Below are 26,555 nucleotides of genomic sequence, written 5' to 3'. Positions count from 1 at the left end.
ATGCATTCATGACGGGTGTACCCACGGGCACTGGCAGCCCCCATCGCGCAGCGGCAGGACATGGTTCCGGCCCCCATTCCGATATGCTGGTCCGGGCGGTGCTCGGCCCGACGAATACCGGAAAGACCCATCTGGCCATAGAAAGGCTGCTTTCACATTCCAGCGGCATCATTGGCTTTCCCCTGCGGCTGCTGGCGCGCGAAAACTACGACCGCATGGTGGCGCAGAAGGGTGCGCATGCCGTCGCCCTGATCACCGGCGAGGAAAAGATCATCCCGCCCAAGGCACGCTGGTTTTCATGCACGGTGGAGGCCATGCCGCTGGACCGGCGCGTGGAATTCGTGGCGGTGGATGAAATCCAGCTTTGTGCCGATCCCGATCGTGGCCACATCTTTACCGACCGGCTGCTGCATGCGCGCGGCCTGTCGGAAACGATGTTTCTGGGCGCGGACACCATACGCAACCTGATCCGCCGCCTTGTGCCCGGTATCGAGATCGAACACCGCCCCCGCCTGTCGCAACTGACGCATGCGGGGGCGTGCAAGCTGACGCGCCTGCCGCCGCGTTCGGCCATTGTCGCCTTTTCCGCGGGCGAGGTTTACGCCATTGCCGAACTGCTGCGCCGCAGGCGGGGGGGATGCGCCATTGTCATGGGACAGCTTTCACCCCGCACCCGCAATGCGCAGGTGGCGCTGTATCAGGAAAAGGAGGTTGACTACCTCGTCGCAACCGACGCGATCGGCATGGGGCTGAACATGGATGTCAACCATGTGGCCTTTGCCAGCCTGTCCAAATTCGATGGCACGCGCATCCGTCCCCTGACAGCGGGGGAAATCGCGCAGGTGGCGGGCCGCGCCGGACGCGGGCTGCGTGATGGCACGTTCGGCACCACCGGGACCTGTCCCCCCCTGTCCGAGGAACTGGCCGAAGCGGTGGAGGAACACCGTTTCGACCCGCTGACCCGGCTGGCATGGCGCAACAGCGACCTTGATTTCTCCTCCCCCGACCGGCTGCTGTCCAGCCTCAACCGCCCTTCCCCCCGCGTCGAACTGATTGCAGGGCATGAAGCAAGCGACGTACTCGCCCTGTCCGCGCTGTCGGGAAACAGCGATATCCGTCCGCTGGTCCATTCCCGCGCCGCGACGCGCCTGTTGTGGGAAAGCTGCCAGATACCCGATTTCCGCAAGCTGGGCGACGACAGCCATATCCGCCTGTGCGGACGGATCTTTACCCACCTGATCCACGATGGCCGCATCCCGTCGGCATGGATGGACAGCCAGATCACCCATTTTTTCCAGACGGCGGGTACCATAGACTCGCTCATGCAGCGTCTGGCGGGCATTCGCGTGTGCAGCTATATCGCCGCCCGTCCCGGCTGGGTCGCCAATGCCGAACACTGGCAGGCCCGCACGCGGGAAGCGGAGGACAGGCTGTCCGATGTCCTGCATGAACAGCTGACCGCGCGCTTTGTGGACCGTCGCGCCACCACCCTGATCCGCCGACTGGATGAAGGCGGGCACGACAACCTGCTTTCCGCCGTGACGGCACAGGGCAATGTCGTGGTCGAAGGCCATGAGGTCGGCCGCATTGCCGGGCTGGACCTGATCGCGGGCGAACATACCGATGCGGAGGACGGGCGCCTGCTCATGCGCGCGGCACGGCGGGCGGTCCGCAGCGAAATCCCGCGCCGTGTCGCGGCCCTGGTGCAGGATAATGACCAGCAGTTCGCCTTTTCCACCGATGGGGCGCATATCCTGTGGCAGGACATGCCCATTGCGCGGATGCTGCCGGGCAGTGACCTGCTGTCGCCGCGCCCGCAGGTGCTGGATAACCCGTTGCTGGACAATGCCCAGCGCGAACGAATCCGCAACCGCCTGCAGACATGGCTGGGACAGGTCGTGCGTGAGCATCTTGCGCCGCTGTTTGCCGTTCAGGCCGCGGTGGCCAGCACGCCGGATCTGCGCGGCATCATCCATCGCCTTATGGAAGGTGCCGGGGTTGCCCCGCTCCATCGCGGCGAACGTCCCGGACACGACATGATCCATCGGCTGAGACGGCTGGGGGTACGGGTGGGACACTACAGCCTGTTCATGCCGGCGATCCTGAAGGAACGCCCCATGCAGCTACGGGCCTGGCTGGTGGCGATCAGCCTGAATATGCCCTGCCCACCCCTGCCCGCCATGGGGCGCGTTACCCTGCCGCCAGATGCACTACCGCCCGCCTTCATGGACCGGATGGGATGGCTGGATGCGGGACCAGTGCGGATCAGGCTGGATATCGCGGAAAAATTTGTCATCGAACTGGCGCGCATGACACGGCGGGCCCCCATACCGCTACCGCCCCACCTGGCGTCCCGTCTGGGGATACGACGCGAAATGCTGCCTGCGGTGATGAAAGGGCTGAACATGCGTGTGTACCATCCACGCCCCATGGCGGCCAACCGCTACGGGCCATCCGCCCCGGTCATGATCCGATTCCTGTCCGAGCACGAAAATGGCGGCCGGGAAAAAACCGTGGGGACCGCATCAGCCCGCAATGGCAGGCGACCGGCGGCAGCCCAGCGTCCGCGACGGGCCGACAGCCCCTTCGCCGCTCTCGCCACCCTGTTCAATCGCTCCTGACCGCCATGACACAGACCCCTGATCCCATCATGACCCAGCGGCTGGACCTGTGGCTGCTTCATGCCCGTTTCGGTCGCACCCGCAGTATCTGTGCAAAGATCGCATCAGGCGGCCATGTCCGCATCAACCGCCAGCGCGTGACCAAGGCGCATGCGCAGGTGCATGTGGGCGATATCCTGACCCTGCCATCCCCGGACCGGCAGACCGTGATCGTCATACGTGTTGTGGCCTGTGCCGGGCGGCGGCAATCCGCCCCACTTGCACAACTTCTGTATGAAATTGTTCCGGAAACTGTCTGAATATTGTGGCCAACAGGCCAATACAGACCATGATTATGCATTAGCCGTCGTCTTGGGCTTGCCACGGCCCGAAAACACTCTCATATCTTCCGCCATTCCTGATGAGGTCATGCCCCATGCGGTACCTCATCCCTTTTAATGGCCGGGCCTATTGCCGCAGGCCGAACAAATAATGATCGGAGATAGGCGATGACCTATGTGGTCACCGAAAACTGCATTCGCTGCAAATTCACAGATTGTGTCGAAGTCTGTCCGGTTGACTGCTTCTACGCCGGTGAAAACTTTCTGGTAATCAACCCGGACGAATGCATCGACTGCGGTGTGTGCGAACCGGAATGCCCGGCTGAGGCCATCTTCCCCGATAGCGATGACCGTGCGACCCCCTGGGCCGAACTGAACGCCAAATATGCCGCCGTGTGGCCCAACATCACACGCAAGATCGACGCCCCGGCCGATGCCGAGGAATGGAAAGACAAGCCCAACAAGAAAGAGATGCTTTCCCCCGAACCCCAGAAAGGCTGATCGCCGCCTTTCCCATCGGGTTGCACCATAAAAAAAGACCGGCACGATTGCTCGTGCCGGTCTTTTTTTATGCCGTCTGGCCCGGGGGCAGTTCCCTGCCCCCGCACCCTGACATGACACCGCTTAGCGCGACATCATGTTGATGGCCGTGTCATGCATGATGAACATCGTGCCGGCCACAAGGACCAGGACCGAAAGCACCGTGAAGACAAATGCCATGACGTTCCAGCGCTGTTCGGACGAACCGTTCATGTGCAGGAAGTAAATGAGGTGAACAACAATCTGCACCACCGCCAGCAGGGCAATCGCCCCGCCGGTGCCGGCCGGTGACATCGCATGCGACATCACCAGACCGAAGGATGCAACCGTCAGGATAACGGCAAGTACGAACCCGGTAAGGTAAGACCCTACACTCCCGTGGCTCTCTCCCGAGGAAGAAATATGGTCTGCCATCAGATCACACTCATCAGATAGACAAAGGTGAAGACACAGATCCAGACGATATCCAGAAAGTGCCAGAACAGGCTGAGGCAGGTCAGCTTGCCGATCATGCGTTCGTTCAGCTCGGTCTTGCCAGCCGTCTGGAACAGCAAGACAGCCATCCACAGCAGGCCGCAGGTGACATGCAGACCATGCGTGCCAACCAGCGTGAAGAAGGCGGACAGGAACGCACTGCGATCCGGGCCATTGCCTTCGGCAATCATGTGAGAGAACTCACGGATTTCCATGAACAGGAAGCCCAGCCCCAGCAGGAAGGTCACCCCGAGCCAGGTCCGCATGGTGCTGACCTTGTTCTCATGGGCGGCAATCATGCCGAAACCGTAGGTGATGGAGCTGAACAGCAGGATTGCCGTTTCAATGCCAACACCCGAAAGTTCGAACACTTCGTGGCCGGTCGGACCGCCGGCAAACTGGTCACGCAACACCGCGAACACTGCAAACAGTGTACCGAAGATGATGCAGTCCGTCATCAGATACAGCCAGAACCCGAACACCACGGGAGATTCGTGGTGTTCATCATGGGCATGGGCTGCATCAGCAGTCATGTTTTGCGCCATTATTCCGCTGCCTGTGCTGCCATAAGGTTATGGGTGTGCTCCTGCTCAATGCGAACCACCTCGGACACCGGCACATAGTAATCGACGTCGTTGTCGGACGAACGGGCGATCACCGTAGCAATGACACCGATCAGACCAACAGCCGCCAGCCACCAGATGTACCAGATCGCACCGAAGCCAAGCACGAAGCTGAAGGCACCGATCAGGAAACCGCATGCCGTGTTTTTCGGCATATGGATCGGCTGATAGTTGCCACCGGCCTGACGCGTGTCGATACCGGCTTCCTTGTCATGGGCAAAGGCGTCCAGTTCGTGGACTTCCGGCAGGATGGCGAAGTTGTAGAACGGCGGCGGCGAAGACGTGGACCATTCCAGCGTACGTGCGTTCCAGGGATCGCCCGTCAGGTCACGGTTTTCAGCCAGGTTACGATCACGGATCGAGACATACAGCTGGGTCAGCTGGCACACGATACCAAGCGCGATCAGAACCGCACCCGCTTCAGCAATCAGCAGCCAGGGATGCCATTCGGGGTTGTCATAGTGGTTCATACGACGGGTCATGCCTTCGAAACCGAGGACATAAAGCGGCATGAACGCAACATAGAAACCAACGAACCAGCACCAGAACGCGCGCTTGCCCCAGGCTTCGTTCAGCTTGAAGCCGAAAGCCTTCGGGAACCAGAAGTTCATGGCAGCGACGTAACCGAAATACACACCACCGATAATCACGTTATGGAAGTGGGCAATAACGAACAGGCTGTTGTGGAGAACGAAGTCAGACGCCGGGATTGCCAGCATGACACCGGTCATACCACCGATGGAGAAGGTGATCATGAAGCCGATCACCCAGTACATGGTCGCGTGGAATTCGATACGCCCCTTGTACATCGTGAACAGCCAGTTGAAGATTTTCACCCCGGTCGGAACCGCGATGACCATCGTCATGATACCGAAGAACGCGTTGACGTTCGGGCCGGCACCCATGGTGAAGAAGTGGTGAACCCAAACCACCAGCGACAGGACCATGATGGAAGCGGTCGCATAGACCATGGTCTTGTAGCCGAACAGCGGCTTGCGGGAGAAGGTCTGCGTGATTTCGGAGAAGGCACCGAAGGCAGGCAGGACAAGGATGTACACTTCCGGATGGCCCCAGCCCCAGATCACGCTCAGATAGAGCATCTGGTTGCCGCCGCCGTCATTGGTGAAGAAGTGCATGCCCAGGTAACGGTCCAGACCAAGAAGGCCCATGGCCACGGTCAGGATCGGGAAGGCAACCATGATCAGCACGGTCGTGCAGAAGATGGTCCAGGTGAACACCGGCATACGCATGTAGGTCATGCCCGGCGCACGCATCTTCACGATGGTCGCGAAGAAGTTCACACCCGTCAGCAGCGTGCCGACACCGGACAGCTGCACCGCCCAGATGTAGTAGTCGACACCGACACCGGGGCTGAACTGCTGTTCGGACAGGGGCGGGTAAGCCAGCCAGCCGCACTGCGAGAACTCACCGATGAACAGCGAGACGTTGACCAGCAGGAAGCTGATGGTCGTCATCCAGAAGCTCAGCGTGTTCACGAACGGGAAGGCCACGTCACGCGCACCGATCTGCAGCGGCACCACGATGTTCATCAGACCCTGCATGAACGCCATGGCCATGAAGAAGATCATGATCGTGCCGTGTGCGGAGAAGATCTGGTCATAATGGTGCGGCGGCAGGTAGCCGGGGTTACCGGCATAAGCCAGCGCAAGCTGGGAACGCATCATGATCGCGTCCGCGAAACCACGGAACAGCGCCACGAGTGCGACAACGATATACATGACACCAATGCGCTTGTGGTCGACCGAAGTCAGCCATTCACGCCACAGGTAGCCCCATTTACCGTAATAGGTGATGAGACCCACAACGGCCAGGCCAGCAATGGCCGCACCGATGAACGTCCCAACAAGGATCGGCACATCATAAGGAATGGCCGACAAAGTTAATTTGCCTAACATCTGTCCTATTCCTTCATGTTCATGTCGGACATCGCGGACTGCTGCACATGCAGCATCTTGCCGGTGCTCTTATCCATGACCATGCCGTTGTTGTACTTGGCAACGATGTCATCAAAGAGACCCGCATCGACATGCGAGAAGTATTCAACCGGGTTGGCCTCGCTCGGCGCGGCCAGCTTCGGATAGCTTGCGCTGTCCAGCTGCTCGGAAGAAGCCTTAACCTTCTCGACCCACGCGCTGTACTGGTCCGCAGGCATTGCCAGCGCACGGAAACGCATGTCGGAGAAGCCACGGCCGCTGAAGTTGGAAGATTCACCCTGGAAATCACCAGCTTCGTTCGCGATCAGGTGCAGCTGTGTCTGCATCCCGGCCATGGCGTAGATCATCGTACCGAGCTGCGGGATGAAGAAGGAGTTCATCACGGAGTCAGAGGTGATCCGGAAATCAACCGGCGTGTTCACCGGCATGGCCATCTGGTTGACGGTCGCGATCCCTTCATCCGGATAGATAAAGAGCCACTTCCAGTCCAGTGCCACAACATCGACATGAATAGGCTTGACGTTGGCTTCAGCCTCAAGCGGCTTGTACGGGTCAAGCGAATGACATGTCTGATAGGTCAGCACCGCCAGGAACAGGATGATCAGGCTGGGAACGGCCCAGATGATCACCTCGATCTTGTTGGAATGCGACCATTTCGGCAGGTATTCCGCCGCAGTGTTGGACTGACGGTACTGCCATGCGAACAGCAGCGTCAGGATACATACCGGTATCACTACCAGCAGCATCGCGTAGGTCGAGGTCAGGATCAGGCTTTTTTCCTGAGCACCGATCACGCCTTTGGGGTCGAGCGTATCCCATGAACAGCCTGCTAGCAGCGCTGCCGAAGATAGGCTCATCAGCTTCGTTAATCTTGGCAAGATTTTTTTCTTCATCTCACGCCTCGTTGGTTTCGACATCACCCTGTTTTGCTCACATCCTCGCTTCATCCACGGGCTTAGACAACAACGGCCACGTTATACGCTTGGCAGGGAAAATGCATCCGACTTTCCCCTGGCACCCAGCGACATCGCGCCTACGTCGACTTCCGAAATCGACACACGGCCTTTTTCGGTTTGCATCCGTCATGAGTTAGTTGCCGACCGGCTGACCATGATCTTGATCAATACGGCCCGCCAGACCTTACGTAATTATTACTGTCAGGGCAGATCGGACCATAAATCGCGACGCCGTCCTGTGTGCTGAAGCGCATGTTCTGTGCCGCATACCCTTTCATATAGTTTTTCTATTCAAGGGTTATCCGACCTGAATGGCCTCAGAGGCAAGCCTTCACATAATATTTCAATAGATTTCATTGCTAAAAATTTATCTAAGAAAATCATTCTTTTACAAAGGGTTGTCCGAGTGTCATGAACCTCACACTCATGTCATCTTATATTTTCTATATATGAATAAGTCTTATCTTTTTTAGCCGTGCGCATGGCTGGCAACCCTTTCCATGCAAAAAGGGCCGTCACTTGCGTGACGACCCTTCCATATTCTCATACCAGACTGAAATGGTACAGTTTCTACAGGACTCCTGTACCCTCAGTCGTTGCTGTTGTTACGCACGCCCATGAACTGCAGCAGGAACTGGAACAGGTTGATGAAGTTCAGGTAAAGGTTCAGCGCGTCATAGACCGACCGCTTCGCCGCCTGCTCCGGCCCCTCGTAATAGGCGAACTGCTGGTAATTCGCCTTGATCTGCTGCGTATCGAACATGGTCAGGCCAACAAACAGCAGCACACCCACGGCGCTGTAGACAAAATACAGACCCGGGCTGTGCAGGAACATGTTCACCACGCCTGCAATGATCAGACCGAACAGCCCCATCATCAGGAAAGAGCCGAAGCGACTGAGATCGGTACGAGTCGTGTAACCCCAGATCGACATGGTGCAGAATGTCGCGGCGGTAATGAAGAACACCCGCGTCACCGACACCCCGGTAAACACCAGGAAGATGTTGGACATGCTGGCACCCATCACGCCACAGAACAGCCAGAACAGGGTCTGCACCGCCTGCGTGGACAGCCGGTTCACGCCGAACGACATGACCAGCACAAAACCCAGCGGGGCAATCATGGCCAGCATGGACAGCGCCGTTGGTTTCAGCGCCATGCCCATCGGGGTGGGCACATGCTGGTAGAACAGGGCCTGCAGGCTGGTATTTGCGATCAGATAGGCAACCAGTCCGGTCAGGACCAGTCCGGATGCCATCCAGTTATAGACCCGCAGCATATAGGCACGCAGGCCCATATCAACGGAACCTGCGGCACTATCAGCGGCGGGGCGGATGAAACTCCGCGAATCAGGGCCAAAAGCCATTGTGTTTCCTTCCTCCACGTCTTGACTGACGTGCCTCTTCCAGCATGTGGGACTATGTTAGAACACGTTCAAGATCGGGAGCGTGTCCAATACATTACAATACGGCAAACATGCCGCGGGTACATCACCTTATATATACTGTACACCGCTCATCACGGCATATGCCTTTTTCCCTTGTCCACAGGTATTCGTCATGCGTCTTTTTGTTGGTCTTGAACTCCCGCTTCCGTCGCTTCATGCGATAGGCGAATTACGTGGCGGCCTACCGGATGTTACGTGGCGACCGCCGGAATCCTACCACCTCACGCTGCATTTCATCGGGGAGGTTACCCATCCCCACCTGCACGAGGAAATCCATCACGCCCTGTCCGCCATCCACGCCACGCCGCCTGTCCTGCGACTGGGTGGTACGGGACTGTTCACCTCTGCCCGGCCGAATGGGCCGGACACATTGTGGATTGGCTGCACGCCCGACGATGCCCTGACCGCGCTGCGTGAGAAGGTGCGCAAGAGCCTGAACCGCGCGATCCCGACCGGGGCCGAGCGGAACAGCCGCCATTTTACCCCGCATGTCACTGTCGGCCAGATGCAGCGCCCAGACCAGGACCGTCGGCAGCGCTGGCTTGCGACCACCGTTCCCCCGACGGAAGCACAGACGATCGGGCATTTCACCCTGTTCCAGTCCATACGCCATGCCGATGGGCCGTTTTATGAACCGCTGGAACATTATCCGTTATAGTTCTGATTCTCTGTTCCGGACGCCCGACATGGCTGAAAACAGGAGTCCTGCATGGCCCGGCATCTATTACATTTGTGAATAATAAAAATATTTTTCTTATCAATAATTGTGAACCACCTGCACGCGACCAACAGACACACCTTGTCATTCTTCCTGAAATATCAACAGATTTTAGGAAAATCTGAAGGATTCCGAACTATCCGTTTCATTGCTTCTGAGACAGTATGTTCACGTTTTAGTGAGGCTGAACACTAAAATGTCAGAAGACGGACGTGCTAGCCTCAGTATGTTCGGATGAAACGGACCACCTGCTTTGTCTTTGCTGCCTGAAGCCGGTTTCCTGTCTGGCCGGAAAAGAAGCGCTGGCGTGCTTTTTTGCCGGATACATTCAGAAAGCGGCTCCAGGCAGAAAGTTGCAGCGGCGGCATCCTGAATTCGAAACCGTTAGTTTTCTGAGGACATCACATATGATTTCTGCCGTTTTCGGAAAAAGACGTTCTCTGAGCAGAACGCTTACAGCCGGAACGATATGTGCGGCTCTCATCTCCGGGTATGCCACCATGGCATCCGCAGATGACGGGCAGGGCGCCACGGGGGAAGCGATCATCCATGCCGATGATCACCCCGGCAACTGGATGACCTATGGCCGCACCTATTCTGAACAGCGCTACAGCCCGCTGGATCAGATCAACCGTTCCAATGTCGGTAACCTGAAGCTGGCCTGGTATCTGGACCTTGATACCAACCGTGGTCAGGAAGGCACGCCCCTGGTTGTTGATGGCGTCATGTACGCCACCACCAACTGGAGCATGATGAAAGCCGTCGACGCCGCAACCGGCAAGCTGCTGTGGTCCTATGACCCGCGCGTGCCCGGCAACATTGCCGACAAGGGCTGCTGTGACACGGTCAACCGTGGCGCGGCATACTGGAATGGCAAGGTCTATTTCGGCACGTTCGACGGCCGCCTGATCGCGCTGGACGCCAAGACCGGCAAGCTGGTCTGGAGCGTCAACACCATTCCGCCCGAAGCGGAACTGGGCAAGCAGCGTTCCTATACGGTTGACGGCGCACCCCGTATCGCCAAGGGCCGCGTGATCATCGGTAACGGTGGTTCCGAGTTCGGCGCCCGTGGCTTCGTCACGGCGTTCGATGCGGAAACCGGCAAGGTCGACTGGCGCTTCTTCACGGTTCCGAACCCCAAGAACGAACCGGACCACGCTGCATCCGACAGCGTGCTGATGAACAAGGCCTATCAGACCTGGAGCCCGACCGGCGCCTGGACCCGTCAGGGTGGCGGCGGCACGGTATGGGATTCCATCGTGTATGACCCCGTGGCCGACCTGGTCTATCTGGGTGTCGGCAACGGTTCGCCGTGGAACTACAAGTACCGTTCCGAAGGCAAGGGCGACAACCTGTTCCTGGGCAGCATCGTCGCACTGAAGCCGGAAACCGGCGAGTACGTCTGGCATTTCCAGGAAACGCCGATGGACCAGTGGGACTTCACCTCGGTCCAGCAGATCATGACGCTTGACCTGCCGATCAATGGTGAAACCCGCCACGTCATCGTTCATGCTCCGAAGAACGGCTTCTTCTATATCATCGATGCGAAGACCGGTGAGTTCATCTCGGGCAAGAACTACGTCTATGTGAACTGGGCCAGCGGCCTTGATCCCAAGACCGGTCGTCCGATCTACAACCCCGATGCGCTCTACACTCTTACGGGCAAGGACTGGTACGGCATTCCGGGTGACCTTGGCGGCCATAACTTCGCGGCCATGGCGTTCAGCCCCAAGACCGGGCTGGTCTATATTCCGGCACAGCAGGTTCCGTTCCTGTACACCAACCAGGTCGGTGGCTTCACGCCGCATCCCGACAGCTGGAACCTTGGTCTGGACATGAACAAGGTCGGTATTCCCGACTCCCCGGAAGCCAAGCAGGCCTTCGTGAAGGACCTGAAGGGCTACATCCTGGCCTGGGATCCCCAGAAGCAGGCTGAAGCATGGCGTGTGGAGCACAAGGGGCCGTGGAACGGCGGTATCCTGGCAACCGGCGGCGACCTGCTGTTCCAGGGTCTGGCAACAGGCGAATTCCATGCCTATGACGCGACGAACGGTTCCGACCTGTTCCACTTCGCGGCAGACAGCGGCATCATCGCACCGCCTGTGACCTACCTTGCCAATGGCAAGCAGTATGTTGCGGTTGAAGTGGGCTGGGGCGGCATCTATCCGTTCTTCCTTGGTGGCCTGGCCCGTACCAGCGGCTGGACCGTCAACCACTCGCGCATCATTGCCTTCTCGCTCGATGGCAAGTCCGGCCCGCTGCCCAAACAGAATGACCAGGGCTTCCTGCCCGTCAAGCCGCCGGCACAGTTCGACAGCAAGCGTACCGACAACGGTTACTTCCAGTTCCAGACCTATTGCGCCGCCTGTCATGGCGATAACGCAGAAGGTGGTGGTGTACTGCCTGACCTGCGCTGGTCCGGGTCCATCCGTCACGACGATGCGTTCTACAATGTCGTCGGCCGCGGCGCGCTTACCGCCTACGGTATGGATCGCTTCGACGGTAACATGAACCCCACCGAGATTGAGGACATTCGCCAGTTCCTGATCAAGCGTGCGAACGAGACCTATCAGAGGGAAGTTGATGCCCGGAAGAACGCTGACGGTATCCCCGAGCAGCTGCCGTAATCTCCCGGTTTTGACAATTTTTCGCATCAACGCGACGCATGATGGTGAACATAATGATCAACAGACTTAAGGTGACATTCAGCGCGGCAGCGTTTAGTCTGCTGGCAGGGACGGCATTGGCACAGACGCCAGATGCTGACTCCGCGCTGGTCCAGAAGGGGGCATATGTCGCGCGACTGGGTGACTGCGTAGCATGTCATACTGCTCTCCATGGACAGTCGTACGCAGGCGGGCTTGAAATCAAGAGCCCGATCGGTACGATCTACTCCACGAACATCACACCGGACCCGACCTACGGTATCGGCCGCTACACCTTCGCCGAATTCGACGAAGCCGTGCGCCATGGTATCCGCAAGGACGGCTCCACGCTGTATCCGGCCATGCCGTATCCCTCCTTCTCGCGTATGACGAAGGAAGACATGCAGGCGCTGTATGCGTACTTCATGCACGGGGTGAAGCCGGTCGCACAGCCGGACAAGCAGCCGGACATTTCCTGGCCCATGTCCATGCGCTGGCCGCTGGGCATCTGGCGCATGATGTTCTCGCCTTCGCCGAAGGACTTCACGCCGGCGCCGGGCACGGATGCGCAGATCGCACGTGGCGATTATCTGGTTACCGGCCCCGGGCATTGCGGTGCGTGTCATACCCCGCGTGGCTTCGCCATGCAGGAAAAGGCGCTGGACGCAGCTGGTGGACCTGACTTCCTGTCCGGTGGCGCACCGATCGACAACTGGGTTGCGCCGAGCCTGCGCAACGACCCTGTCGTTGGTCTGGGCCGCTGGTCCGAGGATGACATCTACACCTTCCTCAAATCCGGTCGTATCGATCATTCCGCCGTATTCGGTGGCATGGGCGATGTGGTGGCATGGAGCACCCAGTACTTCACCGATGACGACCTGCACGCCATCGCGAAGTACCTGAAGAGCCTGCCGCCGGTGCCGCCGTCACAGGGCAACTACACCTATGACGCGTCCACCGCGAACATGCTGGCTTCGGGTAACACCGCCAGCGTTCCGGGCGCCGACACGTATGTGAAGGAATGCGCCATCTGTCACCGTAACGACGGTGGTGGCGTGGCCCGCATGTTCCCGCCGCTGGCTGGCAACCCGGTCGTCGTGACCGAGAACCCGACCTCGCTGGTGAACGTGATTGCGCATGGTGGCGTGCTGCCGCCAAGCAACTGGGCACCGTCCGCAGTGGCAATGCCGGGTTACAGCAGTTCGCTGTCCGCCCAGCAGATTGCTGATGTGGTCAACTTCATCCGTACCAGCTGGGGCAACAAGGCACCCGGCACCGTTACGGCCGCGGATGTCACCAAGCTGCGCGACACGGGCGCGCCGGTTTCCAGCTCTGGCTGGAACAGCATGAGCAGCGGCTGGTCGGTCTTCCTGCCGCAGCCTTACGGCTCGGGCTGGACGTTTGCTCCGCAGACGCACACCGGTCAGGACGCCGCACAGTAAGGCGGATGGGTGGTCCCCCACCGGGGGCCACCTTCTCCTGATACAGTGACTGAAAACCGCCATGGGTTCCGCCCATGGCGGTTTTCTTATGTACGGCAATCCCCCACACTGGGTCGGGCAACCGACAGGGAAAATGTCATCATGCAGCGTATCGTGGCCCTGACCGGGGCGGGCATAAGCCAGGAATCGGGATTACAGACCTTCCGGGGCGCGGACGGCCTGTGGAACCATGAACGGATCGAGGATATCTGCACACCACAGGGCTTCCAGCGTGATCCCCTGCGGGTGGACCGTTTCTACAACGACCTGCGGGCCCGTTTGCCCACCGTCCATCCCAATGCCGCCCATCTGGCGCTGGCGGAACTGGAACGCGCGGGACGGGAAGGACGCTGGGACGGGCATATCACCATCGTCACCCAGAATATCGATGATCTGCATGAACGCGCCGGCAGCCACAACGTCATTCACATGCATGGTGAACTGCTGCGCCTGCGCTGCACCGCCTGCGGCGCGACCCCGGTATGGCGCACGGACTGTTTCCCCGATACGCCGTGTCCTGACTGCGGTCAGCCGACATTACGGCCTGACATCGTCTGGTTTGGGGAAATACCCTACCATATGGAGACGATTGCCCGGCATCTGGCGGCATGTGACCTGTTCGTCGCCATCGGTACGTCCGGCGTGGTCTACCCTGCCGCCGGTTTTGTGGACAGCGTGGCCGGACATGCGGATACGATGCTGTTCAACCTGGAAATCCCGCCCGGTCCCTCCGCCTTTGACCAGGCCATTGCAGGCCCTGCCACACGCACCGTACCGGCATGGACACGCGACCTGCTGGAAGCGTAAAGCTGGGCCATGGCCGAAACACTGGAAGACCTTCTCGATGCCATCCGCGCGTGCCAGACCTGTGCCGCCCACCTGCCGCTTGGACCGCGTCCGGTGCTGCATGTCTCGCGCACGGCGCGGCTACTGATCGCAAGCCAGGCCCCCGGCACGCGCGTGCATGAAACAGGGCAGTCCTTCAACGATGCATCAGGTGACAGGCTGCGTGGCTGGATGGGAATCGACCGGGCCACGTTTTATGATTCCAGCCGTGTCGCACTGGTTCCCATGGGGCTGTGTTATCCAGGCAGGTTGCCAAAGGGTGGTGACTGTCCACCCCGGCCCGAATGCGCACCGCAATGGCGCGCGCGCATCATGGCGCAGATGCCCGATATCAGGCTGACACTGGTGGTCGGATCCTATGCCCAGCTGCATATCCTGGGCAAGGGACGCGTCAGTGACCGCTGCCTTGATTTCCGGCGTTACCTGCCCAGGTATTTCCCCCTGCCCCACCCATCATGGCGCACAGGGGCATGGGAACGGCGCACACCCCGGTTTGGCGCTGATGTGCTGCCTGCGCTGCGGGCCTGCGTGCGGGCCATACTGGCGGGTAATGACCTGCCGGACATCCCGCCGTTATCCCCTGCCTTCAGCCAGCCATAAGCAGGACGGCCCGCGCGCTGGACAGGATCACGCCCTGTATGCCGGTAATCAGGATCTGCACGCCAATGGACAGCAGGATCAGTGCGGCAAGACGCGAGACAATCCGCGTGCCGGTCGTGCCCAGCAGGCACAGAAGCTGATCGGCATAGGTATAGGCGGCCCATACGATCGCGGCCACCAGCATGGCGGCCAGTGACAGCACACCATAGAAAACAATGTGGTGCCCGCCCGGCGGCCCTTCCGACCCCAGCGCAATGGCGACCGCAATCGTTCCAGGCCCCACGGTAAAGGGCATGGTCAGGGGAAAGAATGCCTGCCCCATCATGTTGCTGCTGGCCGGCGCATTACTGCCCTGACTGGCCTGTGCCTGCTTGCGGGCTTCTTCCGTTTCAGGGGCCTGCAGCAGGGACCATGCCCGCACCGCCACAACCAGCCCACCCGCGATACGCAGGGCATCGATGGTGATGCCAAAAAATGAAAGAACCAGCCCGCCGATCCAGATCGAGGCCAGCATGAGCATTGCGGAATAGAACGCCACCTGCCGTGCCAGCGCCATGCAGGTACGCCGGTCATGTCCTGCCGTGACCTGCGCGAAAATCAGCGCGGCCCCCAGCGGATTGACAATGGAAAACAGCGCCGGAAATGCCATGAGGAAGGCACCGGACAGGCTGGGCAGCCCCACCACGGTGGAAAAATGGGTCAGTAATAATCCCGCATGGCTGGTCATGACCGCCCCCTCCTGCCACACGGCCCCCGCATGCCCTTATTGTCCCGTCTGGGATAGAACATGGAATGACGGACGCATCAGGCTGCGGACCATGGTCAGGTCCTCCGCCGCGGCACACAGGTAGCCGGGATGGGTTGGATGCCCCTCTTCCGTCAGGGGCCACGGTGTCAGGCCCAGTTCGTTATAGACCGGCAGCAGGCTGATCCCGACATGCCAGAAAACCGGCTGGCGCCCTTCCTGCAGTGCAAGGTCACGCAACCACCATATGGCGGATGTGCAGTCATCCGCCTTCCCTGCCGGGTCACCCAGCCCGACCAGATAAGGCCCCAGCCGGACAAACGGCAGAAGGGCGCGCCTGCGCGCGCCCGGTATCAGCCCCACCGGCACCGGTGTCATCTGTCCCAGCCCATCCAGCGAATGATCAAAGCTGTGATACAGGGCCTGCGTCTGGGCATTCCATGGCATGACGTGAATACGACCCGGCCGGACCAGCCGCACGATCGTGACCAGCGCCAGCATGACCGCAAGCCCCAGCGTCCACTGCGCGATGCCGGGACGCGTGGCGAACAGCATGATTTCCCACCAGCTGCCACCTGCGGAATCATGCGGTCCCGCCATGACCAGAATCACGATGGAACTGATCAGCAGTACCAGCGACACGATGGTGTTGGAAGAAAGTGGTTCGCTCATGATCCGGGCATGGCGGTAATACGACCCGCGGAATGGCGCGATCAGAATGCAGACCAGCATGAGCAGCCCCGGCACCGCCATGGGCGATCCGCGCAGCAGCGTCAGCCCGCACGCCCCCGCCAGCAGTACCATCGTGGCCTTCCACGCCAGCGTCACACGCTGCGACAAACCGATGCCAAGGCCGATCAGCACCACCCCGATCAGTGACAGCAGGTAATCCCCCACCGTCGCGAACAGGGGCTGCATGCGCCCCGTATTCAGCCAGTTTTCCGGGTCCAGCAGGGTTAGCGCCAGCAGCAGCCCGCCACACAGCGAGACTGCGCCGGTTGCCACCGCCACGGAAAAATCGGCCTCGCTTTCGCGTATGACCTGGCTGGGGCGCCCCATGCGCGGTCCCCGCACCGGGCTGCGCGCGCCCACCTTGCGCGACAGGGCTGCATCCCCGCGCAGGAACAGTTCGTGGGCAGCGAACATGATCCCCGCCACGAACAGCGGCACGATGTAATAGAACAGGCGAAAAATAAGGATGGCCGTCACGATGCGGGTCGCGGGCACATAAGGCCCCAGCGCGAACATCATCGCGCCATCAAAGACACCAAGGCCACCGGGCACACTGGCCACAAGGCCCGCCGTGTAGGACGCAATATAGATGGAAAGGAACGTGCCGTAATCCAGACCGGGCGCCACCGGCAGGAAGGTATAGGCAATGGCCGCAGTGGCCGCGACCTCCAGCGTTGCGACAAGCGTCTGCATGATCGCCATACCCGAGGAGGGAAAGGTGATCTGCCACCGCCACAGCCGGATTTCGTTCACATAACGGCCCATGACGACATAGGCGATGACCCCGCCCCACAGCACGATCCCCACCAGCCGCATGAGGAAGCCGGGCAGCATATGACCCACAAAGGGCACCGTACCGGGTTCCAGCACCAGCACACTGCCAATCAGCACCGCCGCCCCCAGCAGGTAGGTGGCCGAGCAGAAGGCGATGATCTGCGCGATCTGGAACGGCTTCAGCCCCCAGTTGCCATACAGCCTGAAACGGACCGCCGCACCGGAAATGGCGGAAAAGCCAAGGTTGTGCGACAGCACATAGGAACAGAACGCGGCAAACGCCGTGCGCCTGAACCCAAGCGGGCACCCCACCTGCCGCACCGCAAGCCAGTCATAGAAGGACAGGACAAGGTAGGACAGCAGTGTAAACCCCGCCCCGGCCCATAATGTACCCACCGGGATGGCGGCCAGCGCGTGGCTGATGTCGCGCCAGTGCAGGTGGCGCACCTCGCGCTGCACCACCACCACGGCGCCGATAAGCAGCAGCAGGCCCAGCACATGTGGCAGGTGCCGCAGCAACGGGTGCCTTGGCGGTGGCGGCACGCTTCCCCCGGTCGCATTGTCGTCCCCGGCCTGTGGCGGGGGGGGATCGTGCAACGAACGGTCGGACATGGGCTGGCCCTTAGGCCACGGTCCCTTCGCTACGGGTCAACGCCGCCCCGATCAGGGCCACGGTTTCCGCAATCCCGTACAGCGCCACGAAAATCCCGAAACGCGGCCCCTCTTTCTGCCCCAGCAGCACTTCATACAGACAGCCGAACCACGCCCGCAGCGGTTCGAAACCGTGGGTCTTGCCGATCTCGAACACAAGGTTCTGGCAGGTATCGGGGGACACATCCTCCCCTTCCAGCCCACGCAGGGCTTCGGCCAGGGCCGCCAGCGCCGTGCGTTCATGCGCGTCGGGCGCACGGTAGTGCTTCGTCGGGCGGACAAAGTCGGCGTAATAGACGATGGCATGATCCACCAGCCGCGCCAGCATGGGGCAGCTTTCGGGGGTGGCCTTCGCATCATAACGCTGGATGAACTTCCACAGCACGTCCGGCGTCTCGGCATTGGCGACGGAGGCGAGGTTGAGCAGCATGCCAAACGTGACCGGGCTGCCTGCATCCGCCGGGATTTCCCCCTTGTGGATGAACCATGCCGGGTTGGTCAGCAGGGCGGGATCTTCCGCCGCCAGCGTCTTTGCCTTGGCCACATGGGCCAGATATTCGTCCGTCGCCTTCGGGATCACGTCAAAGAACAGGCGCTTGGCGCGCTGTGGCGCATTGAACATGTACTGCCCGAGGCTTTCCGCCGGGGCGTAGCGCAGCCATTCCTCGACCGAAATCCCGTTGCCCTTGGACTTGGAAATCTTCTGCCCGTTCTGGTCAAGGAACAGTTCGTATGTCAGGCCCGCAGGCGGCTGGCCGCCCAGGATACGGCAGATTCTGCCCGACAGGCGCACGCTGTCGATCAGGTCCTTGCCCGACATTTCGTAATCAACACCCAGCGCATACCAGCGCATGGCCCAGTCCGCTTTCCACTGCATCTTGGCATGGCCACCGGTAACCGGGGTCTCGAACGTCTCACCGTCTTCATCAGTCCAGCGCACCGTGCCCGCCACGGGGTCAATGGCGTCCATCTTCACCTGCATGACCTGACCGGTGCGCGGGTGGATGGGCAGGACGGGGGAATAGGTGGCGCGGCGTTCCTCACCCAGCGTGGGGGCGATCACGGCCACAATCTTGTCATGCACCTCCAGCACGCGCTTCAGGGCCGCATCAAAACGGCCACCTTCGTAATACTGCGTGGAGGATGCGAATTCGTATTCAAACCCGAACCCGTCAAGGAAGGAGCGCAGGCGGGCATTGTTGTGCGCGGCAAAGGATTCATGCGTGCCAAAGGGATCAGGCACGCGCGACAGCGGCTTGCCAATATACTGGCGCAGCATATCCTGATTGGGAACGTTGTCCGGCACCTTGCGCAGGGCGTCCATGTCATCGGAAAACGCCAGCAGGCGCGTGGGCAGGCCAGTCAGCTTCGTGAATGCCTGACGCACCCAGGACGTGCGCGCGACCTCGCCAAACGTGCCGATATGGGGCAGCCCCGACGGGCCATAGCCGGTTTCCAGCAGGACGGGCCGCCCGGCCGTGACATCACGCGCGCCAACATGCGTGGACAGTTTGGCGGCCTCCTCAAACGGCCAGGATTTGGGGAGGGGCGAAATAAGGGGACGATGCTGTTCTGACATGGACCGGCAAGCTATGGACAGGAAGGGCGCGGGTCAATCTATCCTATTCCACACCCGGGGGTACAGCAATAATAATGACATGACACACGACGGGCGACATTCGTCCGCCCGTACCCTATATCATTTACCGACATGCCAGACACCCCGCCCCTGCCGGACAGTGCGCCGGCGCTCATTCCCCGGCACGGCGCATGGTCGGTGCTGACCCCGGACGGGGAAATCCTGTCCATGTCGGCCGACGACATACGGCGCGAACTACCCCAGTGGCCAGCCCCCATGGTCATCCATGCGCCCGCGACCGCGCGCAGGCTGGACCTGCCGCCACCGCCACGCCCCAGTCCATGGCTGGACCTGCTGGAACTGTTCGCCTTCACCCTGCCCGCCCACAGCGTGCCACCCACCGCACGCGGTCTGGGAACGGCACTTGGCATTGCCGAAAGCAGGCTGGACGCGCCGGAAGCCAACCTGCTGCCTGATCTGGTGTTTGAACTGCTGCGCCGGATCGCGGCCAGCCGCAATACACCCGAAGGCAGCATAAGGGCCGCGCTGGCGTGGGGCATGCGCCGCGCCGGGTGGGCATGGAGACCATCAGTCTGCGCCGCACTGGGACTGCCGCCCACAGGCGGCCTGCCGGCGGGCATGATCCAGCCCAACGAGGCGCTGAAGGTCTGGACCCGCCTGCCCAAATGGGAAGAAACCGCACCCCGTCCCGCCCCCGCAGCCCATCCGGTCACGGGGGAGGAAGCGCGCGCCCACCTGCGCACCATCCTTGGCGAAGGGGCGGAGCACCGCCCGGCACAGGAAGCCTTCAGCCACGTTGCCGCCCGCGCCTTCGCCCCGCGCACGACACAGGGCGACCCGCACATGGTGCTGGCGGAAGCAGGCACGGGCACGGGCAAGACCCTTGGCTATGTCGCCCCCGCCACCATCTGGGCGCAGCGCAATGGCGGGGCCGTATGGGTCAGCACCTATACCCGCCACCTGCAGCGCCAGATCGAATCGGAACTGGCCCGCGTCTATCCCGACCCGGACATCCGGCGCAGCCATGTGGTGGTGCGCAAGGGACGGGAGAACTACCTGTGCCTGCTGAACATGGAAGAAAGCGTGAATATCGCGCTTTCGCGTGGGCAGGCGGGAAACGCGTCCTTCATCGGACTGGCGCTTGTGGCGCTGTGGACGGCGCATACGCGTGATGGCGACCTGTTTGGCGGTGACCTGCCCGGATGGTTTGCCGACCTGTTCGGCCGCGGCCTGCTGAGCAGCATTGCCGACCGGCGTGGCGAATGCATCCACGGTGCGTGCCCGCATTACCAGCAGTGCATGGTCGAACATTCCATCCGCCGCGCCCGCACGGCGGATCTGGTGATCGCCAACCATGCGCTGGTCATGTCACAGGCGGCATGGCACGCCATGGACGGGACGGACACCAATAACGAGGACAACACCCCCACCCGCTACATCATGGATGAGGGCCACCATATCGCCGATGCCGCCGACAGCGCCTTCGCCCTGGAACTGTCGGGGCTGGAGGCGGCTGAACTGCGGCGGTGGCTGCTGGGGGCGGAAGGCGCACGGTCGCGCGCGCGCGGATTGCGGCGCAGGCTGGAAGACCTGCTGGTGCATATCCCCCGGATCGAGACGCCACTGGATACGGCGCTGATGGCCGCCCGCGCCCTGCCTGCGCCGGGATGGTCCGCCCGCCTTGCCGCCCTTGACCCCGGCAACAGGACGGCAGCCCCTGCCGATGCGCCGGTGGAAGCGGATGAACCCGTCCTGTCCAACCCGTCGGAAGTCCTGCTGCATGAACTGCGCCAGCAGGTGCTGGCCCGCACGCATGGCAGCCCCGAAGGGGGCGGTCGCCGCAGCGACAGCGAATGCGACCTGCACCCCATGCCCGAATCCCTGCATGGGGCAGCACAGGGACTGGAACGCGCCCTGCGACGGCTGGCCGAACCGCTGCGAACCCTGATCGCCCGACTGGATGAAGCGCTGGAGACCGAAGCGGACTGGCTGGACACCCCCATGCGTGAACGGATTGCCGCCGCCATCCGCTCGATCCGCAGGCGGGCGCTATCGCGCGTGGATGGGTGGTGCGCCATGCTGGGCACCATGCAGGCAGGCGCGCCGCCGCCGGAAGGCGAGACGCCGCAATATATCGACTATATCCGCATGGACCGGCGCGAAGGCCAGAACCCTGGCGAGCGGGATGTGGGCCTGTACCGCCACTGGCTGGACCCGACCATTCCGTTTGCCAGCGTGCTGGCGGCGCCTGCCCATGGCGTGCTGGTCACATCAGCCACATTGCGCGATGAAACAGGGGAAGATACGGCGAATGACAGCGCCGAGCGCGCATGGGACGCAGCCGAAGCCCGTTCGGGCGCGATCCACCTGCCATCCCCCGCAATCCGGTCGTCTTTTCCAAGCCCGTTTGATTACGCGAAACAGAGTCGCGCCTTCATCATCACCGATGTGGCGCATGATGACCCGGCGGCGCTGGCAGGAGCCTACCGCACGCTGTTCATGGCATCGAACGGGGGCGCGCTGGGGCTGTTTACCGCCATATCGCGGCTGCGCGAAGTCTATCGCCGCATCGTAACCCCGCTGGAGGCCGCGGGCCTGCCACTGTTTGCCCAGCATGTGGACCCGATGGACAACGCCACACTGGTCGACATCCTGCGCAGCGAGCGCAATGCCTGCCTGCTGGGCACGGATGCGATGCGTGATGGGGTGGATGTGCCGGGCGATGCCCTGCGCCTGGTGGCGTTCGAGCGCGTGCCGTGGCCGCGTCCCGATATCCTGCACCGTGAACGGCGCATTCACCTGTCTGGTGGCGCACCGGGGCGCTATGACGACAGGATCGCCCGCCTGCGCCTGCGCCAGGCGTTCGGGCGCCTGATCCGCAGCCGACAGGACAGGGGTGTATTTGTCCTGCTGGACAGGCGCACCCCGTCACGCCTTCTGTCCGCCTTCCCCGAAGGGGTGGCGGTCCGCCGCCTTGGCCTGAGTGCCGCGGCAAGGGAGATCACAGCCTTCCTGCAGGCGCAGGATACATCCGTGGACCAGCTTTCCTGATCATGACTCCCCCCCTGGGCCGCCCTGCTACGGGGGGCAGGGCGTCAGAGCGCCTTGAGGTTGGTCGCGGCGGCCTTGCCACGTTCCATGGCGATGTCGTAGCTGACAGCCTGATCCTCGTTCAGGCCACGCAGGCCGGCGGCCTGCACCGCGGTGATGTGCACAAACACGTCCTTGCCGCCATCATCAGGCATGATGAAGCCAAAACCCTTGGTTGCGTTGAACCATTTTACTTTTCCGGTAGCCATAGCCAGTCTCTTCTCCAGCGCCATCCTTGCCGGTCCTAATACCGGCAATCCGGGCGCGTGCCTTTACGGCCATGAAAAAAACGGGGCATCCGGAAAACACCCTGCCACTTTCACGTCGTTCGTGCTCACTAGGGGCAGCATGAAATGACCGCCCGTGTCAAATCATCCTGACATGCCCGGTGCGCACATCCCAGCCATGTGTACGAAAAAAAGGGGGAAGGACCACTGGCCCTTCCCCCTTTTTTCGTGGCGCTGGCCCCCGCATGCGCGGGGACCATGACATGCCCGGCCGGATCAGAAATCCATACCGCCCATGCCGCCCATACCACCCATGCCACCTTCCGGCATTGCGGGGGCCTTCTTTTCCGGACGCTCGGCCACCATCGCTTCGGTGGTGATCAGCAGGCCGGCAACCGATGCCGCATCCTGCAGCGCCGTGCGGACAACCTTCATCGGATCGATGATGCCGGCTTCCACCAGGTCCTTGTAGTCGCCGATCTGGGCATCGAAACCATAGGTGTAGGTGTCGTTTTCCAGAACCTTGCCGGCGATGACCGCTCCATCTTCACCCGCATTGTGGGCGATCTGGCGCAGCGGAGCCTGCAGGGCCTTGCGGATGATGTCCGCACCGACGCGCTGGTCGTCGTTATGGAAGTGCAGGCCACCCAGCTTGGTCGATGCGCGGGCCAGTGCCGTGCCACCACCGGGGACGATGCCTTCCTCAACCGCCGCACGGGTCGCGTGCAGGGCGTCGTCAACGCGGTCCTTGCGTTCCTTCACCTCGATCTCGGTGGAGCCACCGACGCGGATCACGGCAACGCCGCCTGCCAGCTTCGCCAGGCGTTCCTGCAGCTTTTCACGGTCGTAGTCGGAGGTGGTTTCCTCGATCTGCGCGCGGATCTGGCTGCAACGGCCCTTGATGCCGTCCGTGTTGCCAGCGCCTTCGACAATGGTGGTGTTTTCCTTGTCGATGTGCACCTTCTTCGCGGTGCCCAGCATGTCCAGCGTAACGCTTTCCAGCTTGATGCCGAGGTCTTCGCTGATGACCTGGCCACCGGTCAGAATCGCGATGTCTTCCAGCATGGCCTTGCGACGGTCACCGAAGCCCGGCGCCTTGACGGCGGCGATCTTCAGGCCACCACGCAGCTTGTTGACCACCAGGGTCGCCAGCGCTTCGCCATCAACATCTTCCGCAATGATCAGCAGCGGACGGCCGGACTGCACGACCGCTTCAAGCAGCGGCAGGATCGGCTGCAGCGAGGACAGCTTCTTTTCGTGGATCAGGATGTAGGGGCTGTCCAGATCGACGGTCATCTTTTCCGCATTCGTCACGAAATACGGGGAGATGTAGCCACGGTCGAACTGCATGCCCTCGACCACGTCCAGCTCGGTGTGCAGGCCCTTGGCCTCTTCCACCGTGATGACGCCTTCGGAGCCGACCTTCTGCATGGCCTGCGAGATCATCTCGCCGATTTCCTTTTCGCCATTGGCGGAAATCGTGCCGACCTGTGCCGTCTCGGCCGGGGTCGTGATCTTCTTCGCGTTCTTCTTCAGCTCTTCAATGACAACGCCAACGGCCTTGTCGATGCCGCGCTTGAGGTCCATCGGGTTCATGCCGGCGGCAACAGCCTTGGCACCTTCACGCACGATGGCCTGCGCCAGCACGGTCGCCGTGGTGGTGCCGTCGCCTGCGATGTCGTTGGTCTTGGATGCGACCTCACGGACCATCTGCGCGCCCATGTTCTCGAACTTGTCGGCCAGTTCGATTTCCTTGGCGACGGAGACACCGTCCTTAGTGATGCGCGGTGCGCCGAAGCTCTTGTCCAGGACAACGTTGCGACCCTTCGGGCCCAGCGTCACCTTTACCGCGTCTGCAAGAATGTCCACGCCACGCAGCATGCGCTGGCGGGCTTCACCGCCGAACTTTACGTCCTTGGCTGCCATTTTCTTCTTCTCCGATATGGAAAGTTTAAAAGGTTACTCGGTCAGGAAAGCGCCGGGTGGGTCAGGCGACCACGCCCATGATGTCGCTTTCCTTCATGATCAGCAGTTCTTCACCGTCGATCGTCACTTCCGTGCCCGACCACTTGCCGAACAGGACGCGGTCACCCGCCTTCACGTCGAGGGGAACAATCTGCCCCTGTTCGTTACGGGCACCTGCGCCCACCGAGATCACCTCGCCTTCCATCGGCTTTTCCTTGGCGGTCTCAGGGATGATGATACCACCTGCCGTTTTTTCCTCGCTCTTGAGGCGACGGACGACCACACGGTCATGCAGGGGACGAAATTTCGTCATGGATCGCTCCAAATCTCTTAAAAGGTAACGCCCTTGAATCAAGCAACGCCACCGGTTGGCGCGCGCGCCAGGCCGCATCGCGTTAGCACTCCCCTCATGAGAGTGCTAAGAACCAGATAGGAAGCCCCCCGACAGGTGTCAAGAAGCGGGACGAGACCAGGTGCGCATAATTCGCACCCCGAAGACAACAAAGCGGGATATCGAAACTTTGTTGTTTAATATCAAATAGTTAAAAGAAACAATCCAACCCCGTCAAAAGTGGAAGCCCAGCCGTCACCCCAGCGCATGATGAATGCGCGCACCGATTCCCGGCAGCCGTTCGGGGCACTGCCAGAACACCGGCGCCTGCCCCGTTCCAGACCGGGACAACAGGGAAAAATTCTCATAAACCGTCTCATCACGCGGGTTTCATATTGACGCGGAAGGGCACGGCATCATTGTGTGGCGGGCAACGAAGGAACGAATGGAGTAAAGGCATGGGCGCAGTCATCACCGTTACAGCGGCGGACGGACACACGTTTTCCGCCTACCGGGCTGGCCGGCCGGATGCCGCGCGCTGCGTTGTGGTGGTGCAGGAAATATTCGGGATCACGCCCTATATCCGCGCCGTATGCGATTCCCTTGCGGCAGAAGGCTATCAGGCGATTGCGCCAGCCCTGTTTGACCGTGTGAAGCGCGACGCCATCCTGCCCTATGACGATGCCGGCATGCACGAAGGCCTGAAACTGCGCAGCGAGATTGCACAGGCCGATACGCTGAAGGACCTTGTCGCGGCGGCGGAGATGCTACCAACGGAAAAGAAGGGGATTGTCGGCTTCTGCTGGGGCGGGAAGCTGGCATGGGAGGCGGCGTGCCATACCAAAGCGTTCGCGGCGGCGGTGGCATGGTATGGCGGCGGCATTGCCCAGACCCGCAACCAGGTACCCAACTGCCCGGTACAACTGCATTTCGGCGCGGACGACGCGCATATCCCCGCCGATGAGGTGGACGCCATCCGTGCCGCACATGAAGATATCGAGATTTTCACGTATGAAGGGGCCGATCACGGCTTCGGCTGCACCGATCGCCCTTCCTATAACGAAGCGGCCGCCACGCTGGCCATGCAGCGCACGCTGAGCTTTTTTGAACACTGGCTGTAATACAGCCCGCATAAAAAAACGCCCATGCCTTCCGGCATGGGCGCTTCTTCAAAAGATAAACGTTCCTGGTACAGCTTTTTGGAAAAAGGCGGC

Annotated in this window: 21 protein-coding genes; 10 read left to right on the top strand and 11 right to left on the bottom strand. The window is 61.2% G+C overall.

Annotated features, from left to right (window positions below):
* Window positions 1–8 precede the first annotated feature (8 nt).
* The 3 genes from AC1RQ9_RS01895 to fdxA all read left to right on the top strand — a co-directional run bounded on the left by AC1RQ9_RS01895 (window position 9) and on the right by fdxA (window position 3,442).
* Window positions 9–2,621, top strand: coding sequence for a helicase-related protein (locus tag AC1RQ9_RS01895; protein WP_485985349.1), 2,613 nt, complete (start codon window positions 9–11; stop codon window positions 2,619–2,621).
* A gap of 5 nt (window positions 2,622–2,626) precedes the next feature.
* Window positions 2,627–2,920, top strand: coding sequence for an RNA-binding S4 domain-containing protein (locus AC1RQ9_RS01890; RefSeq protein ID WP_193733741.1), 294 nt, complete (start codon window positions 2,627–2,629; stop codon window positions 2,918–2,920).
* A gap of 189 nt (window positions 2,921–3,109) precedes the next feature.
* Window positions 3,110–3,442, top strand: coding sequence for a ferredoxin FdxA (gene fdxA / locus AC1RQ9_RS01885; RefSeq protein WP_193733740.1), 333 nt, complete (start codon window positions 3,110–3,112; stop codon window positions 3,440–3,442).
* Between the two features lie 123 nt (window positions 3,443–3,565).
* On the opposite strand, the gene cyoD is transcribed toward fdxA, so the two are convergent.
* The 5 genes from cyoD to AC1RQ9_RS01860 form a co-directional block, all read right to left on the bottom strand.
* Window positions 3,566–3,895, bottom strand: a complete 330-nt coding sequence (gene cyoD / locus AC1RQ9_RS01880; protein ID WP_026018424.1) for a cytochrome o ubiquinol oxidase subunit IV — start codon at window positions 3,893–3,895, stop codon at window positions 3,566–3,568.
* Window positions 3,895–4,500, bottom strand: coding sequence for a cytochrome o ubiquinol oxidase subunit III (cyoC, locus tag AC1RQ9_RS01875; protein ID WP_010507645.1), 606 nt, complete (start codon window positions 4,498–4,500; stop codon window positions 3,895–3,897). Before cyoC ends, cyoD begins: the two co-directional genes overlap by 1 nt.
* Complete coding sequence (gene cyoB, locus AC1RQ9_RS01870; protein ID WP_025437652.1) at window positions 4,500–6,494, bottom strand: cytochrome o ubiquinol oxidase subunit I; 1,995 nt, start codon at window positions 6,492–6,494, stop codon at window positions 4,500–4,502. Before cyoB ends, cyoC begins: the two co-directional genes overlap by 1 nt.
* Window positions 6,495–6,499: 5 nt before the next feature.
* Window positions 6,500–7,426, bottom strand: coding sequence for a ubiquinol oxidase subunit II (gene cyoA, locus AC1RQ9_RS01865; RefSeq protein WP_029329447.1), 927 nt, complete (start codon window positions 7,424–7,426; stop codon window positions 6,500–6,502).
* 652 nt (window positions 7,427–8,078) lie between these two features.
* Window positions 8,079–8,855 (bottom strand): Bax inhibitor-1/YccA family protein, encoded by a 777-nt coding sequence (locus tag AC1RQ9_RS01860; RefSeq protein ID WP_193733738.1) that lies wholly within the window; start codon window positions 8,853–8,855, stop codon window positions 8,079–8,081.
* Window positions 8,856–9,048: 193 nt separating this feature from the next.
* Here AC1RQ9_RS01860 and thpR point away from each other — a divergent pair, with 193 nt between their 5' ends.
* The 5 genes from thpR (at window position 9,049) to AC1RQ9_RS01835 (ending at window position 15,226) form a co-directional block, all read left to right on the top strand.
* Window positions 9,049–9,594: an RNA 2',3'-cyclic phosphodiesterase gene (gene thpR, locus AC1RQ9_RS01855; protein ID WP_485985348.1), complete on the top strand. Its 546-nt coding sequence runs from the start codon at window positions 9,049–9,051 to the stop codon at window positions 9,592–9,594.
* Window positions 9,595–10,061: 467 nt separating this feature from the next.
* Window positions 10,062–12,281, top strand: a complete 2,220-nt coding sequence (locus AC1RQ9_RS01850; protein ID WP_485985347.1) for a PQQ-dependent dehydrogenase, methanol/ethanol family — start codon at window positions 10,062–10,064, stop codon at window positions 12,279–12,281.
* Between the two features lie 53 nt (window positions 12,282–12,334).
* Window positions 12,335–13,741, top strand: a complete 1,407-nt coding sequence (locus tag AC1RQ9_RS01845) for a c-type cytochrome (protein WP_227672774.1) — start codon at window positions 12,335–12,337, stop codon at window positions 13,739–13,741.
* Window positions 13,742–13,882: 141 nt separating this feature from the next.
* Window positions 13,883–14,587, top strand: coding sequence for an NAD-dependent deacylase (locus AC1RQ9_RS01840; RefSeq protein ID WP_485985346.1), 705 nt, complete (start codon window positions 13,883–13,885; stop codon window positions 14,585–14,587).
* 9 nt (window positions 14,588–14,596) lie between these two features.
* Complete coding sequence (locus AC1RQ9_RS01835) at window positions 14,597–15,226, top strand: uracil-DNA glycosylase family protein (RefSeq protein ID WP_485985345.1); 630 nt, start codon at window positions 14,597–14,599, stop codon at window positions 15,224–15,226.
* Here the strand turns inward: AC1RQ9_RS01835 and AC1RQ9_RS01830 are convergent.
* The 3 genes from AC1RQ9_RS01830 to AC1RQ9_RS01820 are packed head-to-tail and all read right to left on the bottom strand — an operon-like array spanning window position 15,213 to window position 19,707.
* Window positions 15,213–15,953, bottom strand: coding sequence for a MarC family protein (locus tag AC1RQ9_RS01830; RefSeq protein ID WP_193733732.1), 741 nt, complete (start codon window positions 15,951–15,953; stop codon window positions 15,213–15,215). The genes AC1RQ9_RS01835 and AC1RQ9_RS01830 overlap by 14 nt on opposite strands.
* Window positions 15,954–15,989: 36 nt before the next feature.
* Window positions 15,990–18,089, bottom strand: a complete 2,100-nt coding sequence (locus AC1RQ9_RS01825) for a lysylphosphatidylglycerol synthase domain-containing protein (RefSeq protein ID WP_485985344.1) — start codon at window positions 18,087–18,089, stop codon at window positions 15,990–15,992.
* A 10-nt stretch (window positions 18,090–18,099) separates the two neighbouring features.
* Window positions 18,100–19,707 carry a lysine--tRNA ligase gene (locus tag AC1RQ9_RS01820; RefSeq protein WP_485985343.1) on the bottom strand — a complete coding sequence of 536 codons (1,608 nt, stop codon included), beginning with the start codon at window positions 19,705–19,707 and terminating at the stop codon, window positions 18,100–18,102.
* A 132-nt stretch (window positions 19,708–19,839) separates the two neighbouring features.
* Here AC1RQ9_RS01820 and AC1RQ9_RS01815 point away from each other — a divergent pair, with 132 nt between their 5' ends.
* Complete coding sequence (locus tag AC1RQ9_RS01815) at window positions 19,840–22,779, top strand: ATP-dependent DNA helicase (protein ID WP_485985342.1); 2,940 nt, start codon at window positions 19,840–19,842, stop codon at window positions 22,777–22,779.
* Between the two features lie 44 nt (window positions 22,780–22,823).
* On the opposite strand, the gene AC1RQ9_RS01810 is transcribed toward AC1RQ9_RS01815, so the two are convergent.
* From AC1RQ9_RS01810 to groES, 3 genes are all read right to left on the bottom strand, one after another.
* On the bottom strand, window positions 22,824–23,027 hold the full coding sequence (locus tag AC1RQ9_RS01810) for a cold-shock protein (RefSeq protein ID WP_010507660.1): 204 nt from the start codon (window positions 23,025–23,027) through the stop codon (window positions 22,824–22,826).
* Window positions 23,028–23,321: 294 nt separating this feature from the next.
* On the bottom strand, window positions 23,322–24,971 hold the full coding sequence (gene groL, locus AC1RQ9_RS01805) for a chaperonin GroEL (protein ID WP_485985341.1): 1,650 nt from the start codon (window positions 24,969–24,971) through the stop codon (window positions 23,322–23,324).
* Window positions 24,972–25,032: 61 nt separating this feature from the next.
* Complete coding sequence (gene groES, locus AC1RQ9_RS01800; protein WP_010507662.1) at window positions 25,033–25,323, bottom strand: co-chaperone GroES; 291 nt, start codon at window positions 25,321–25,323, stop codon at window positions 25,033–25,035.
* 476 nt (window positions 25,324–25,799) lie between these two features.
* Here groES and AC1RQ9_RS01795 point away from each other — a divergent pair, with 476 nt between their 5' ends.
* Window positions 25,800–26,462, top strand: coding sequence for a dienelactone hydrolase family protein (locus AC1RQ9_RS01795; RefSeq protein WP_485985340.1), 663 nt, complete (start codon window positions 25,800–25,802; stop codon window positions 26,460–26,462).
* The last annotated feature ends 93 nt before the right edge of the window (window positions 26,463–26,555 follow it).

It is taken from the genome of Komagataeibacter ossonobensis, from assembly GCF_057359305.1.
This window is presented reverse-complemented; position numbering and strand designations above follow the sequence as displayed.

Coding starts and splice junctions, on each gene's coding strand:
- AC1RQ9_RS01895 (WP_485985349.1), top strand. CDS start 9: ATGACGGGTGTACCCACGGGCACTGGCAGCCCCCATCGCGCAGCGGCA.
- AC1RQ9_RS01890 (WP_193733741.1), top strand. CDS start 2,627: ATGACACAGACCCCTGATCCCATCATGACCCAGCGGCTGGACCTGTGG.
- fdxA (WP_193733740.1), top strand. CDS start 3,110: ATGACCTATGTGGTCACCGAAAACTGCATTCGCTGCAAATTCACAGAT.
- cyoD (WP_026018424.1), bottom strand. CDS start 3,895: ATGGCAGACCATATTTCTTCCTCGGGAGAGAGCCACGGGAGTGTAGGG.
- cyoC (WP_010507645.1), bottom strand. CDS start 4,500: ATGGCGCAAAACATGACTGCTGATGCAGCCCATGCCCATGATGAACAC.
- cyoB (WP_025437652.1), bottom strand. CDS start 6,494: ATGTTAGGCAAATTAACTTTGTCGGCCATTCCTTATGATGTGCCGATC.
- cyoA (WP_029329447.1), bottom strand. CDS start 7,426: ATGAAGAAAAAAATCTTGCCAAGATTAACGAAGCTGATGAGCCTATCT.
- AC1RQ9_RS01860 (WP_193733738.1), bottom strand. CDS start 8,855: ATGGCTTTTGGCCCTGATTCGCGGAGTTTCATCCGCCCCGCCGCTGAT.
- thpR (WP_485985348.1), top strand. CDS start 9,049: ATGCGTCTTTTTGTTGGTCTTGAACTCCCGCTTCCGTCGCTTCATGCG.
- AC1RQ9_RS01850 (WP_485985347.1), top strand. CDS start 10,062: ATGATTTCTGCCGTTTTCGGAAAAAGACGTTCTCTGAGCAGAACGCTT.
- AC1RQ9_RS01845 (WP_227672774.1), top strand. CDS start 12,335: ATGATCAACAGACTTAAGGTGACATTCAGCGCGGCAGCGTTTAGTCTG.
- AC1RQ9_RS01840 (WP_485985346.1), top strand. CDS start 13,883: ATGCAGCGTATCGTGGCCCTGACCGGGGCGGGCATAAGCCAGGAATCG.
- AC1RQ9_RS01835 (WP_485985345.1), top strand. CDS start 14,597: ATGGCCGAAACACTGGAAGACCTTCTCGATGCCATCCGCGCGTGCCAG.
- AC1RQ9_RS01830 (WP_193733732.1), bottom strand. CDS start 15,953: ATGACCAGCCATGCGGGATTATTACTGACCCATTTTTCCACCGTGGTG.
- AC1RQ9_RS01825 (WP_485985344.1), bottom strand. CDS start 18,089: ATGTCCGACCGTTCGTTGCACGATCCCCCCCCGCCACAGGCCGGGGAC.
- AC1RQ9_RS01820 (WP_485985343.1), bottom strand. CDS start 19,707: ATGTCAGAACAGCATCGTCCCCTTATTTCGCCCCTCCCCAAATCCTGG.
- AC1RQ9_RS01815 (WP_485985342.1), top strand. CDS start 19,840: ATGCCAGACACCCCGCCCCTGCCGGACAGTGCGCCGGCGCTCATTCCC.
- AC1RQ9_RS01810 (WP_010507660.1), bottom strand. CDS start 23,027: ATGGCTACCGGAAAAGTAAAATGGTTCAACGCAACCAAGGGTTTTGGC.
- groL (WP_485985341.1), bottom strand. CDS start 24,971: ATGGCAGCCAAGGACGTAAAGTTCGGCGGTGAAGCCCGCCAGCGCATG.
- groES (WP_010507662.1), bottom strand. CDS start 25,323: ATGACGAAATTTCGTCCCCTGCATGACCGTGTGGTCGTCCGTCGCCTC.
- AC1RQ9_RS01795 (WP_485985340.1), top strand. CDS start 25,800: ATGGGCGCAGTCATCACCGTTACAGCGGCGGACGGACACACGTTTTCC.